11 protein-coding genes are annotated in these 14,002 nt (G+C 60.1%); 2 read left to right on the forward strand and 9 right to left on the reverse strand.

Annotation, left to right across the window (positions count from 1 at the left end; genetic code table 11):
- Positions 1-29 precede the first annotated feature (29 nt).
- Entirely contained in the window at positions 30-2,252 is a 2,223-nt protein-coding gene (locus EDF70_RS20140) for a primosomal protein N' (RefSeq protein WP_132277219.1), read from the reverse strand.
- Between the two features lie 127 nt (positions 2,253-2,379).
- Entirely contained in the window at positions 2,380-3,306 is a 927-nt protein-coding gene (locus EDF70_RS20145; RefSeq protein WP_132277221.1) for a 1-acyl-sn-glycerol-3-phosphate acyltransferase, read from the reverse strand.
- A gap of 133 nt (positions 3,307-3,439) precedes the next feature.
- Between EDF70_RS20145 and EDF70_RS20150 the strand changes: the two genes are divergently transcribed.
- Both EDF70_RS20150 and EDF70_RS20155 read left to right on the forward strand, forming a co-directional pair.
- A complete protein-coding gene (locus tag EDF70_RS20150; RefSeq protein WP_132277223.1) occupies positions 3,440-4,375 on the forward strand; it encodes a tyrosine recombinase XerC in 936 nt (311 codons plus the stop codon).
- Between the two features lie 69 nt (positions 4,376-4,444).
- Positions 4,445-5,548: a TraB/GumN family protein gene (locus EDF70_RS20155; protein ID WP_132277225.1), complete on the forward strand. Its 1,104-nt coding sequence runs from the start codon at positions 4,445-4,447 to the stop codon at positions 5,546-5,548.
- Here the strand turns inward: EDF70_RS20155 and EDF70_RS20160 are convergent.
- From EDF70_RS20160 to EDF70_RS20190, 7 genes are all read right to left on the reverse strand, one after another.
- Positions 5,541-6,056 carry a DUF2867 domain-containing protein gene (locus tag EDF70_RS20160; RefSeq protein WP_245519255.1) on the reverse strand — a complete coding sequence of 172 codons (516 nt, stop codon included), beginning with the start codon at positions 6,054-6,056 and terminating at the stop codon, positions 5,541-5,543. The two genes, EDF70_RS20155 and EDF70_RS20160, sit on opposite strands and share 8 nt — an antisense overlap.
- A gap of 125 nt (positions 6,057-6,181) precedes the next feature.
- Positions 6,182-7,609 carry a dihydrolipoyl dehydrogenase gene (lpdA, locus tag EDF70_RS20165; protein ID WP_281033627.1) on the reverse strand — a complete coding sequence of 476 codons (1,428 nt, stop codon included), beginning with the start codon at positions 7,607-7,609 and terminating at the stop codon, positions 6,182-6,184.
- A 7-nt stretch (positions 7,610-7,616) separates the two neighbouring features.
- Positions 7,617-8,255: a LysE family translocator gene (locus EDF70_RS20170; protein WP_132277229.1), complete on the reverse strand. Its 639-nt coding sequence runs from the start codon at positions 8,253-8,255 to the stop codon at positions 7,617-7,619.
- A 19-nt stretch (positions 8,256-8,274) separates the two neighbouring features.
- Positions 8,275-9,027: an SDR family oxidoreductase gene (locus EDF70_RS20175; protein ID WP_132277231.1), complete on the reverse strand. Its 753-nt coding sequence runs from the start codon at positions 9,025-9,027 to the stop codon at positions 8,275-8,277.
- Between the two features lie 33 nt (positions 9,028-9,060).
- Positions 9,061-9,474: an MAPEG family protein gene (locus EDF70_RS20180; protein WP_132277233.1), complete on the reverse strand. Its 414-nt coding sequence runs from the start codon at positions 9,472-9,474 to the stop codon at positions 9,061-9,063.
- Positions 9,475-9,503: 29 nt separating this feature from the next.
- Positions 9,504-10,742: a 2-oxoglutarate dehydrogenase complex dihydrolipoyllysine-residue succinyltransferase gene (odhB, locus tag EDF70_RS20185; protein ID WP_132277235.1), complete on the reverse strand. Its 1,239-nt coding sequence runs from the start codon at positions 10,740-10,742 to the stop codon at positions 9,504-9,506.
- Positions 10,743-10,802: 60 nt separating this feature from the next.
- Positions 10,803-13,805 (reverse strand): 2-oxoglutarate dehydrogenase E1 component, encoded by a 3,003-nt coding sequence (locus EDF70_RS20190; RefSeq protein ID WP_132277237.1) that lies wholly within the window; start codon positions 13,803-13,805, stop codon positions 10,803-10,805.
- Positions 13,806-14,002: the final 197 nt, after the last annotated feature.

The following is a 14,002-nucleotide window of genomic DNA, read 5'->3' on the forward strand; positions in this document are numbered from 1 at the left end:
GAGGATGTGTAGCAGCTAACCGGTTATGGTTAAAGAAAGCTCTGCGGATCGACGTCGAGCTGAACCTGAACCGATCCGCGCTGCTTTGGCCCGGCATTCAGCATGACGCGCAAAAATGCCTGCATGTCGGAATTGCGGCGCCCATGCACGAGCAGACGGAAACGATGGCGGCCGCGCACCAAAGCCAGCGGCGCTTCGGCAGGTCCGAGTACGGCAATGCCGGTCACTTTTGGCGCCGCAGCCCGCAAGCCGCGCGCATGGGTTTCGGCATCGGCGCGCGTTTCGGCGGATATGATGATGGAGGCCAGACGCCCGAACGGCGGCAGGATGGCTTTTTCGCGCTCGTTGATCTCGCGCTCGTAAAAGGCCGAGGCATCACCCGAAACGATCGCCTGCATGACCGGGTGCATCGGCTGGTAGGTCTGCAACAGGCCGTGGCTCTTCAGACCTGTACGACCGGCGCGGCCCGTCACCTGGCTGAGCAGCTGGAACGTGCGCTCGGCGGCGCGCGGATCGCCATTCGCCAGCCCCAGATCGGCATCGACAATACCGACCAGTGTCATCAGCGGGAAGTTATGACCCTTGGCGACGAGCTGTGTGCCAATGACGATATCCGCCTCACCATTGGCGATCGCCTCCAGCTCCAGCCGCATCCGCTTGACGCTGCCAAGCAGATCCGAGGACATGACGATGGTACGGGCATCGGGAAAATGCTTTTCTACCTCTTCGGCGATTCGCTCAACGCCCGGCCCACAGGCAACGAGGTGATCGAACGTGCCGCAGTCCGGGCAATGTTCCGGCGTATGCTGGTGATATCCGCATTGGTGGCACTGTAGTTGGTTCTTGAACCGGTGCTCCACCAGCCAGCTTGAACATTGCGGGCACTGGAAACGGTGACCGCATACCCGGCAGAGCGTCAGCGGTGCATAACCACGGCGATTGAGGAAGAGCAGAGATTGCTCCTTGCGCTCAAGCGTGCGTGCCATGGCCCGCAGCAGAAGCGGCGACAGGAACCCGCCGCGCTCGGGCGCATGCCGGCGCATGTCGATCAGATGCAGGTCCGGCATCGCCGCGTCACCAAAGCGGGTCGGCAGTTGCACGAGATTGTAGCGACCGGACAGGCCGTTGACCTGGCTTTCCACCGAGGGCGTGGCCGACACCAGCACGACCGGGAAATCCCCGATACGGCCGCGCACCACTGCCATGTCGCGGGCATTATAAAAGACGCGGTCTTCCTGCTTGTAAGCCGGGTCATGTTCTTCATCGACGATGATAAGGCCAAGCTCTTCGAACGGCAGGAACAGCGCCGAACGTGCACCGGCCACCACGCGCACCTCGCCGGTCACCACACCGCGCCAGACCTTTTCCCGCATGCGCGGCGAGAGATCGGAATGCCATTCGCCGGGCTTTGCGCCAAAACGATCCTGAAACCGCTCAAGGAAGGCAGGCGTCAGCGCGATTTCCGGCAGCAGGATCAGCACCTGCTTGCCACGCCGCAGCGTCTCGGCGATCGCCTCGAAATAGACTTCGGTTTTGCCCGATCCGGTCACGCCATCGATCAGCGACGCGGAAAAGCCCCCTTCGCGAATCGAGGCGACGATTTCCGCTGCCGCTTCCTTCTGCACGCCTTCGATGCGCGGCGCCGTATAATCCGGCTCCGGCCGCGCCACGACAGGTGGCGGCGGCAGGAATACGGTTTCGAAAATACCTTGCGCGGTCAGCCCATCGATCACGCTCATCGACACACCGGCCGCATGGGCAAGACCACTGCGCGTCCACGCAATATCCTCACCCTTGGCGATATCCAGAACCCGCACACGCGCCGGCGTCAGACGCTCCGGCTGGCCGCCGATATAACGCACCGCCTCGACCATCGGCTCGGGATCAAGCGCTGCCGGCGCACGCACCGCCATACGCGCAACCAGACCCGGTGGCGAGAGTGTGTAGGCGGCAACCCAATCGACGAAATCGCGCATTTCCTTGGAAAGCGGCGGACAATCGAAAGCGAGCGTGATCGGCCGCAACTTCTTCGGATCAAGCCCATCCTGGCTTTCGCCATCCCAGACCACACCGATCAACGGGCGCGGCCCAACGGGCACCTGCACAACGGAACCGGGTTCGACATGCATGCCTTCGGGCACGGCATAACTGTAGGGACCCGGCACCGGCAAAGGCACGAGAACGGGCACCACGCGCTTCAGCGGCGGCGCCTCGAACAGTGAACCGAAAAGACTGGTATTATCTGTGCCCAAATCATCTATGCCCGTGTGCGGCGACCATGCCGAAAGAGAGAACAAAAGTGAACCCTCTACCGATCACTCGTCCTCACTATCAAAGCCCGGAGACGGCAAAATAACGATTGCAACATGTCAAAAACGGTCAGGCCGCAGCCGACTTGTCATTCACTCCGAAGGCAAAACGCGCATCGGCATCCGCCGCCAGATTATGCACCGTATGCCGCTCCAGCGCCTGCGTGACGTCGTTGATATCACCATCCAGCGCTTCGGGCGGGATCAGGTGACCGACCGTCATGTCGAAGCGGTTACCCTTCTTATTCAGGAGTTCGTAAAACACCGTCATGTCACGCAATTCGGTCGACCATTTGGCAAACCAGTAAAACAGGCCTGAATTGCGTGCCGTCATATGGATCGGCAGGATCGGCAGATTGTATTTGCGGGCAAGCCCGACCGCCGAGGTTTTCCACGGACGCTCGTTGAGCTTGCCGTTTTCCCAATAGGCGATACGACCGGACGGAAACAGCACCATGACCTTGCCGGCCTCGACAGCCTGATTGGTCAGCACCAGCGTCTCGCGGGTCTTCAGCTTGCTCTTGTGTTCCTCGCGCCATTCCACAGGAATGATTGTTTCGGCAAAACGCGGATTGACGCGCACCGCATCCCGATTGGCGAACACCATGATATCCGGCCGCTTCGGCTTCAGGAGATCGAAGACGGCAACGCCATCGGCAATACCGGTCGGATGGTTGCTGACCAGAATGAAGCCGCCGGACGCCGGAATGCGATCGGCATGATGAGCCTGCACATCGAGATGCAGCAGATCGCTCATATACTCGAAACACTCGAAACCGCTCAGATTGGCAACATCATTGGCAAAACCGATAGCGCGGTCATAACGAAGCAGCGAATAGAGGAACGGTCGCATCAGCGGCCACAGCGGATGTTTGACGATTCGCTGGCCGCGTTCCGCAATCAGGGTATCAACGATGTGTCCGGGGCGGCCTTGGGAGACGAGCGCGATCGTTTGAGCAAAGTGACCGAGTGCGGTCGAATTATCGCGGCGCGCCATACAAACTCCATTACCACTTGCCGTATATCGCAGTCCCTCGTCATGTCAAAACGACAATGCGCAGGCTTTAGGGAATTCGTAACGGAACCATCGGCAATGTGGGATTTTGGCACACGAATTCAACAGGCTTGTGATGAACGAAATCCTGATCATTGCAGCGCCCGAACTTCTGGAGAAGCGCCGGGAATGGATGGAAAGCCTGTCCGACGAGCGCCGACTTTCCGAAAACACGCTCAATGCCTATGAACGCGACACCCGCCAGTTCCTGAAATTTCTGACAGGCCACCTCGCCGAACCAGCCCGCATAAGCGACATTCACACGCTGCGTCCGGCCGATCTGCGCGCTTTTCTGGCGGCCCGCCGACGCGAAGGCTCCGGCAACCGATCGCTCGGCCGTCATCTTGCCGGTATACGGTCATTTCTGCGGTATCTGGAGCGCAAGGGCCTCGTCAATGCGGCCGGTGCTTCGGCCATCCGCACACCAAAACAGCCGAAATCTCTGCCGAAACCATTGTCGGACACGCAGGCGATCGCTGTTGTCGGCCAGAATGCGCAATTGCATGAAGAGCCGTGGATCGCTGCACGCGACGCTGCCGTCCTGACCTTGCTCTACGCCTGCGGCCTGCGCATTTCCGAAGCGCTCGACCTGACGCCATCCGACATGGCGGCGGGCGCGACCTCATTGCGCATAACCGGCAAGGGCAACAAGATGCGCGTCGTGCCGCTTCTGCAGGCAGCACTGGAAGCGGTGGAGACATACAAACGCCTCTGCCCCTATCATCTGCCGGACAACGAGCCGCTGTTTCGCGGGGCTCGCGGCGGAAAACTGCAGCAGGCGATCATCCAGAGCGAAATGCGCAAGTTGCGGGGCGCACTCGGCCTTCCGGAAACCGCGACGCCGCACGCCCTGCGCCATTCCTTCGCCACCCATCTTCTGGCCGGCGGCGGCGACCTGCGCACCATTCAGGAACTGCTCGGCCATGCCAGCCTGTCGACGACACAGGTCTATACCGGCGTCGATGCCGCACGCCTGCTGGAAGTCTACGACCGCGCCCACCCCCGCGCCTGAGCGGGCGGTAAGCAATGCTTAACCACGCCCGTTAAGGGCTTTTCGACACCGAAGCGATACATCGGCCCTATGACAAAATTTGCCTTCACCTCGTCCAGACATCCGTTTTCGCGCCAGCCTGGCGATATCGCCCTATGGCTGCTGGCAACGCTGCACGTCATCGTCTTTCTGTCCTTCATGGTCGTTGTGGCATCTTTGTCTCCCGCGCATGCGCAGGATGCGAGCGCACAGGCAGCGCCCGTCTGCACCGGCAACAACGTGCTGGACGAATTGAAGACACAGGATCCGGCGCGCTACGCCAAGGTGATCGCCGAAGGCGAAAAGACACCGAACGGCAAGGGCATTTTCTGGAAGATCGAAAAGGACGGCGTCCCGACATCGTATCTGCTCGGCACCATGCATGTCACCGATCCGCGCGTGCTCGCAATGCCGGCAGGTGCTGCCGAGGCGGCAAAGGATGCAAAAACGATCGCCATCGAATCGGATGAGATCCTCGATGAGAAGAAGGCAATGGCCGGTTTGATGACCAAACCGGACCTGCTGATGTTCATGGATGGCAAGACCATCAAGACACTTCTGCCTGAAGAGCAGGTGGCAAAGCTCGAGGCCGCTCTGAAGGAGCGCAATATCCCGCTCGCCGCCGTTCAGAGTTTCAAACCCTGGATGATATCGGGCATGATCGCGCTTCCCGCCTGCGAACTGGCACGCAAGGCCAATGCCGCGCCTTTCCTCGACAAGAAGATCGCGCTCGACGCCATTGCTGCAGGCAAGCCGGTAAAAGGCCTTGAATCGATGGAGGAGCAGCTTTCCGCAATGGCAGCCCTCCCCCTCGACCTGCATCTGAAATCGCTCGCGGAAACGCTCGATCTCGGTTCACGTATGAACGACGTGACCGAAACCATGACGGCGCTTTATGTGGCCGGTGATATCGGCCTGACAGTGCCTATGCTGCGGGCGCTGACGCCTGAAGACGACAAGGAAGCCGATGCCGGTTATGCCGAGTTCGAAAAGATGATCGTCACCAAACGCAACCATGTCATGGCGGACCGCTCCGCCGCGCTGTTCAAGGAAGGCGGCCTGTTCATGGCTGTCGGCGCACTTCACCTGCCGGGTGAGGAAGGCGTGATCGAACTGCTGCGCAAACAGGGCTTCAAGGTTTCCGCCATCAATTGATAGGCGTCAGCTGTCGCGCGATGTTGCGCAGCATGGTCTTGACGATCAGCCTGTGAAACGGCGTGATGGCTGCAATGTACAGACGTCCGAGCAAGATCTTTCGGTAAACCAACGTTGTTGCTGAAACGATCGAAAGACCGTTGTCTCCATTCTCGACATCAACGACAACCCGGAAATCCAGATGCCTGTCGTCGAACCCGACCACGACTTGACGATCTGATTGTTTGACGATCGGGAAAAAACCTATCCGTTCGGTCGTTGTACCTGCGAGATCACCCGTGGACTGCAATCCGGCCAGAGCAACGATGCCGTTTCGCATTTTCAACAGCAATCTCACCCATAGCGGAAAAGAGCCGAAGGCAAGACGTGCCGCCTCTATTGCCGACAATTGCGGGTTTGCGACTTGCAGGGCATAACAATCGGCCCAATCGGCGCGCGGAAAAATCGGGTGCGGTAATTGAGGTCGACTGAAAACCGGCATCCGGCTGAAATCGTCAACTTTTGTCATGGCCCAACCCTACACCCGGCGATTTGCGCTCTCCAGCACAATAGATTTCCGTAGAGCCGACAAGGCAACAAAAAACCGCCGCCTGCATGACAGACGACGGCTTTCTGTTCGAATAATTCGATCGATCACATATGGATCGGCTTGGCGAAGGTCGAAAGAGCCGCTTCCTTGACCGCTTCCGACATGGTCGGGTGGGCATGGCAGGTACGGCCGAGGTCTTCCGACGAACCACCGAATTCCATGAGAACCGTGATTTCATGGATCATCTCGCCGGCGCCAAAGCCGACGATATGGCCGCCGAGAACGCGATCAGTTTCCTTGTCGGCCAGGATCTTCACGAAACCGTCCGTCACCTGCATGGCGCGAGCGCGGCCGTTCGCGGTGAACGGGAACTTGCCGACCTTGTAAGCGATGCCGGCAGCCTTCAGCTCTTCCTCGGTCTTGCCGACGGAAGCGACTTCCGGCTGGGTATAAACGACGCCCGGAATGACATCATAGTTCACATGGCCGTGCTGGCCGGCGAGGATTTCGGCAAGCGCCACACCCTCGTCTTCCGCCTTGTGCGCCAGCATCGGACCCTTCACGACGTCGCCGATGGCATAAATGCCGGCAACATTGGTCTTGAAGCCATGGTCGATTTCGACGCGGCCACGGTTGTCGAGCGCCACGCCGGCACCTTCGAGACCAAGGCCTTCAGTGTAGGGCTTGCGGCCGGTGGAGATCAGCACGACATCGGCCTCGAAGGTGACAGCATCGCCGCCCTTGACCGGCTCATAGGTGACCTTGGCGCCCGTTTCGGTCTTTTCGACGGCCGTAACCTTGGCTTCGGTGCGGATATCCATGCCCTGCTTGGCGATCATCCGCTGGAACTGTTTCGACACGTCGGCATCCATGCCGCCGAGCAGCTTGTCGAGATATTCGATGACGGTGACCTTGGCGCCGAGACGCAGCCAGACCGAACCGAGCTCAAGGCCGATGACACCGCCGCCGACGACGATCAGGTTCTGCGGAACCTTGTCGAGTTCCAGTGCACCGGTCGAGGAAACGATGACCTTCTCGTCGATCTCGACATTGACGCCCGGAATGCCGGCAACGTCGGAACCGGTGGCGATGACGATGTTCTTGGTCTCGAGCTCCTGAACCTTGCCGTCTTCAGCGGTAACGGAAACCTTGCCGGCTGCAACGATCTTGCCGGTGCCGATAAAGCCATCGATCTTGTTCTTCTTGAACAGGAAGGACACGCCCTCGACGTTCGACTTGATGGTGGCCTCCTTGTGCGCCATCATCTTTTCGAGGTTCAGCTTGGGCGCTGCGATTTCGATGCCGAGCGAGTCCATGCCGTGAGCGGCGTGATGGAACATTTCCGATGCATGCAGCAGAGCCTTGGACGGGATGCAGCCGACATTGAGGCAGGTGCCGCCATAGGTGGCGCGCTTTTCGATTACGGCGACCTTGAGGCCGAGCTGCGCTGCCTTGATGGCGCAGACATAACCACCGGGGCCGGAACCGATAACGATCACATCATAGGACATTGTTTCTTTTCCTCTTGAGATTGTCTGTTTAGTCCGCCGCACGGGTCAGTGCGAGGCGGAAGCCGAAGCCGACCAGAGCGGCACCGGTAATGCGGTTGAACCATTTGCCGCTTGCGATGAAGCGGTCGCGAACGGCCTTGACCGTAAAAAAGGTGGAGACACCGGCGAACCAGACGGCCAAGGCCGTCGCCATGCCGATGCCATAGCTGAACTGGATCAGAGCCGGCGTATCGTGATGCACGAGCGTCGAAAACAGCGACAGGAAGAACAGCACAGGCTTGGGGTTCAGCGCGTTGGTGATGAAGCCCATGCCCAGGCATTTCAGAGCCGAGATCGGCTTGCGTTCCGCCTCGGATACCTTGATCTCCTCGACATTAAAGCCGGGCGCGCGAAACGACATGATGCCGAGATAGATCAGGTAAGCCACACCCGCCAACTTGATCAGCGAAAACAGCATCAGCGATTGCGAGACGATCAGCCCGAGACCGAGAATGGTGTAGCTGATGTGAAACAGCAGCGAAAAGCCCATTCCGAGGCCGGTCATCATCGCTGCTCGGCGGCCATGCACGATGCTCTGGCGCAGGATCACGGCAAAGTCGGCGCCCGGAACGACGATGAAGATTGAGAAGACGGCCATCAGGCCGAGAAATTCAAGGAGGTATTGCATGTTCACACCGCCATTGGGGTCATCGACCGCCGCTCACATTGAGGATCGAGCCCGTGATATAGGAAGCCTCGGATGACAACAGGTAGAGCACCGCATCGGCGATCTCTTCAGCCGTTCCAGCACGCTGCATCGGAATAGTCGGCGCCATGTCGCGCGCCCGATCCGGCAGGCCGCCGGAGGCATGGATTTCGGTGTCGATGACACCCGGCCGCACCGCATTCACTCGCACACCTTCGGTGGCGATTTCACGGGCGAGACCGATGGTAAACGTGTCGATCGCGGCCTTGGAGGCGGCGTAGTCGACATATTGCGAGGGAGAGCCGATGATTGCAGCCATCGATGAAATATTGACGATAGCGCCGCCACTCCCGCCATGTCGGGTCGACATTCGGCGAACCGCTTCGGCGGCGCAGAGAATGGAGCCGGTCACGTTGATACGCATCATCCGCTCGAGGCGCTCGACCGACATCTCGTCCACCCGCGCCTGCGCATCCACAATGCCGGCATTGTTGGCAAGTCCGTCCAGCCGTCCGAATTGCTTGTCGACGGCTTGAAACATCGCCGCGATATCGGCGGCATTGCCAACATCACCCTTGATCGCAAAAGCCTCGCCGCCACTGGCCTCGATCGCGGAAACGACAGCATCGGCCGCAGCCTTGTTGGCAGCGTAGTTCACGGCTACCCGCCATCCCTTTGCAGCAGCAAGCCGGGAGATTGCAGCGCCGATACCACGGCTGCCGCCGGTTACGAGCAGGACGGGGTTTTCAGTCATGGCAGCACACCCCTACTGTGATCGACGGTGCCATCACAGGAACAACCCGATCATCATCAGCAACAGCCCAAGCAGGCTGACCACCCAGACCAGCGAGCGCACATAGGCAACACCGCCGAGATAAAGCGGGATGTAAACAATACGCGCAATCAGCCAGACCCAGCCGCCGAGCAGGCCGAGACCCGACGTATCACCGGTCAAGATCATCGCCAGCAGCAGGCCGATAAAGGCCGGATAGGTTTCCTGGAAATTTTTGGAAGCGCGGGCAGAGCGGCCGGCAAGCGCACTCTTCGGCTCATTATCGCCGTCACGCGGCCCGGCATTCCATTCCAGGCCGCGTTCCTTGGTCGCAAAATTCCCCTGCAGGAGGATATGAACCACGAGCAGGACGACGCTTAAGGCTAGCAGCACCAGCAGCGTGGTGGCATTGGCAGAAGCGGCGTCCATCGTGGTCTCCTCCAGTCAGGATGGAATGATCAGAGGTCCAGAACCAGACGTTCCGGATCTTCCAGGCTTTCCTTGACGCGCACGAGGAAGGTAACCGCTTCCTTGCCGTCGACGATGCGGTGATCGTAGGAGAGCGCCAGATACATCATCGGGCGGATGACGACCTGACCGCCGATGGCGACCGGACGCTCCTGGATCTTGTGCATACCGAGAATACCCGACTGCGGTGCATTGAGGATGGGCGAGGACATCAGCGAACCATAAACACCACCATTGGTGATGGTGAACGTGCCGCCCTGCATGTCGGCCATCGACAGCGAACCGTCGCGGGCTGCCTTGGCAAGACGCCCGAGTTCCTTTTCGACGCCGGCGATCGAACGCTGGTCGGCATCACGGATAACCGGAACCACCAGACCCTTGTCGGTGCCGACAGCCATGCCGACGTGGCAGTAGTTCTTGTAGATGATGTCGGTGCCGTCGATTTCGGCGTTGACGGCCGGCAGTTCCTTCAGCGCGTGCGTAACGGCCTTGGTGAAGAAGCCCATGAAGCCGAGCTTTACGCCGTGCTTCTTCTCGAACACGTCCTTATAACGGTTGCGCAGGTCCATCACGGCCGACATGTCCACCTCGTTATAGGTGGTCAGCATGGCTGCGGTGTTCTGGGCATCCTTGAGGCGCTTGGCGATGGTCTGGCGCAGGCGCGTCATCTTCACGCGTTCTTCGCGGGGTGCATCTTCAGCCGAAGAGACCGGGCGTGGTGCCGCAACAGCAGCAGCAGGTGCTGCCGGAGCCGACGTGCCCTTGGCAATGGCAGCGATGACGTCGCCCTTCAGAACCTGGCCACGCTTGCCGGAACCATCGACATCAGCGGTCGAGATGTTGTTGTCGGCAGCGATCTTTGCGGCGGCCGGAGCAGCCGGCATGGCGGAACCGCCAGCCGGTGCGGCAGCAGCAGCCGGTGCAGGAGCTGCGGCCGGTGCTGCTTCAGCAGGCTTGGCAGCGGCAGGCGCCGCAGAAGCGGTACCGGCAGCACCTTCGGCGATCTGGCCGAGCAGGGCATCGAGGCCAACGGTTTCGCCGTTCTGGGCGACGATCTCGGTCAGGACGCCGGATACCGGGGACGGCACTTCGACGGTGACCTTGTCGGTTTCGAGTTCGACCAGCGGCTCATCGGCCTTGACGGTGTCGCCGACCTTCTTGAACCAGGTGCCGACGGTCGCCTCGCTGACGGATTCGCCGAGGGTGGGAACGCGGATTTCGGTGGCCATGACTTGTTTCCGTTTTTGTCAGGTGTTCGTTGAATTTGCGAAAGGTGGAAGGCTGAAGGATCAGCCGCCCAATGCGTCTTCGAGGAAGGCTTCGAGCTGCTGCAGATGCTTCGACATCAGACCCGTTGCCGGAGAGGCGGCGGCCGGACGGCCGGTATAGCGCACGCGCTGATACTTGGCGTCGATATGCGCCAGCACCCATTCCAGGTAAGGGTCGATGAACGACCATGCACCCATGTTCTTCGGCTCTTCCTGGCACCAGACCATTTCGGCATGGCGGAAGCGGGAAAGCTCGTTGATCAGAGCCTTGGCCGGGAACGGATAGAGCTGTTCGACACGCAGCAGGTAGACATCGTCGATGCCGCGCTTTTCGCGTTCTTCGAGCAGATCGTAATAGACCTTGCCGGTGCACATCACGACGCGGCGGATCTTTGCGTCCTTCTGGAGCTTGATCGGACCGTCCTTGATCACCTCGGCATCATCCCACAGCAGACGGTGGAACGACGATTCGCCGGCCATTTCGGCAAGCGTCGAAGTGGCGCGCTTGTGGCGCAGCAAGGATTTCGGCGTCATCAGGATCAGCGGCTTGCGGAAGTCGCGTTTCACCTGGCGGCGCAGGATGTGAAAATAGTTCGACGGCGTCGTGCAGTTTGCGACCTGCATGTTGTCTTCCGCACACATCTGCAGCCAACGCTCGAGACGCGCCGAAGAGTGCTCCGGACCCTGACCTTCATAACCATGCGGCAGAAGGCAGACGAGACCGGACATGCGCAGCCACTTGCGTTCGCCAGACGAGATGAACTGGTCGAACACGACCTGCGCGCCGTTGGCAAAATCACCGAACTGGGCTTCCCAGAGCGTCAGAGCGCTCGGGCGGGCCAGCGAATAACCGTATTCGAAACCGAGCACAGCTTCTTCCGAAAGCATCGAGTTGATGACTTCGTATTTGCCCTGGCCGGCCTGCAGGTTGGAAAGCGGAATGTAACGCTCTTCGGTGTCCTGATCGTAGAGAACCGAGTGACGCTGGCTGAACGTGCCGCGTTCACAATCCTGACCCGAGAGGCGGATTTTCGTGCCTTCGACGGCGAGCGAACCGAAAGCAAGCGCTTCCGCCATAGCCCAGTCGATACCTTCGCCGGTCTCGACCATCTGGGCGCGGTTTTCCATGAAACGCTTGATGGTGCGATGGACGTTGAAACCGTCCGGAATGGTCGCCAGCTTGCGACCGATTTCCTTGAGGCTCTTCATCGGCATGGCGGTCTTGCCGCGACGCTGTTCATCGGCATTGTCGGCCGAGCGCATGCCCGACCACTGGCCATCCAACCAGTCGGCCTTGTTCGGCTTGTAGGCCTGGCCGGCTTCGAATTCGGTCTCCAGATGGGCGCGCCAGTCGGCCTTCATCTTCTGGAAATCACCGTCGGTGATGACGCCTTCGGCGACCAGACGATCGGCATAGATCTCGGCCACGGCCTTATGGGCGCGAATAACCTTGTACATCTTCGGCTGGGTGAACGAAGGCTCGTCGCCTTCGTTATGGCCGAAGCGACGGTAGCAGAACATGTCGATCACGACCGGCTTGTGGAACTTCATCCGGTATTCGGTGGCGATCTTGGCAGCGTAGGTGACCGCTTCCGGATCGTCGCCGTTGACGTGGAAGATCGGTGCTTCGATCATCTTGGCGACGTCGGACGGATAAGGCGACGAACGCGAGAAACCGGGATTGGTGGTGAAACCGATCTGGTTGTTGATGATGACGTGCATCGTGCCGGCAACGCGGTGACCGCGCAGGCCCGACAGGCCGAGGATTTCGGCAACAACGCCCTGGCCGGCAAAAGCCGCATCGCCGTGCAGCAGCAGCGGCAGAACCTTGGAGCGCTCGGACAGCGGAATGATGTTGTCCTTGTCCCAGACCTTGGTCAGCATGTCCTGCTTGGCGCGGGCCTTGCCCATGACAACCGGGTTGACGATTTCAAGGTGCGACGGGTTGGCCGTCAGCGACAGGTGAACCTTGTTGCCGTCGAATTCGCGGTCGGAAGAGGCACCGAGATGGTACTTCACGTCGCCCGAACCTTCGACTTCGTCAGGCTTGAACGAGCCACCCTTGAACTCGTGAAAGACGGCGCGGTGCGGTTTGTGCATGACGTTGGTCAGAACGTTCAGGCGGCCACGGTGGGCCATGCCGACGATGACTTCCTGCAGGCCTTCCTGGCCGCCGCGCTTGATGATCTGTTCCAGCGCCGGGATCAACGATTCACCGCCATCGAGGCCGAAACGCTTGGTACCCTTGTATTTGACGTCGATGAACTGTTCGAAACCTTCGGCCTCGACCAGCTTGGACAGGATAGCCTTCTTGCCTTCAGGCGTGAACTCGACGCCCTTATCCGGACCTTCGATACGCTCCTGAATCCAGGCTTTCTCTTCCGGGTTCGACATGTGCATGAATTCGACGCCGATCGTCGAGCAATAGGTGCGCTCGAGAATATCGATCATCTCGCGCACGGTGGCGTATTCCAGGCCCAGCACGTTATCGATGAAGATCTTGCGATCGTAATCGGCATCGGTGAAGCCGTAGGAAGATGGCGACAGTTCGTTATAGTCGTCGACCGGGCTGGCGATGCCGAGCGGATCGAGCTTGGCATGCAGGTGGCCACGCATGCGATAGGCGCGGATCATCATGATGGCGCGCACGCTGTCGCGGGTCGCCTGATGAACTTCTGCGGGGCTTGCCGGCTGGCCGGTGACGGCAGCAGCAGCTTCGACCTTGGCCTTGACCTTGGTTTCAATGGCCTTTTCCACCACGACCGGCCAGTGGCCGTCGAGGGCCGAAACAAGATCGCCGCTGGCAGCCAGCGGCCAGTTGGCGCGCTTCCAGGAGGCGCCCTTGGCGGCCTTTTTCACGTCCTCGGGATTATCGGCCAGTGCCTTGAAGAAGGCCTGCCATTCCGCGTTGACCGAATTCGGATCCTCTTCGTAACGCGCGTAGAGCTGCTCGATATAGGGAGCGTTCGCGCCGTCGAGGAACGAAGTGATGAGAAACTGCTCGTTGGCTTCTTGCCGTGCCATGATGTCCCGCGGGCGCCGCGCCCGCCTCCTCACGTAATTGAGGGCCGGGAAAACAAAGCGCCGGCCGCCGCTTGGGTCTTGTCTTTAGATCCGCATCAAGCGGCAGCACCCGAGGGCACTGGAACGGGAGGCGGAGATGCCGCCTGCCCGTATTCTTTCGACCACATCCGGCCCTGAAGGCCGGTCGTGGTCCCTAT

It is taken from the genome of Neorhizobium sp. JUb45 (genome assembly GCF_004343585.1).
Lineage (GTDB): Bacteria > Pseudomonadota > Alphaproteobacteria > Rhizobiales > Rhizobiaceae > Neorhizobium.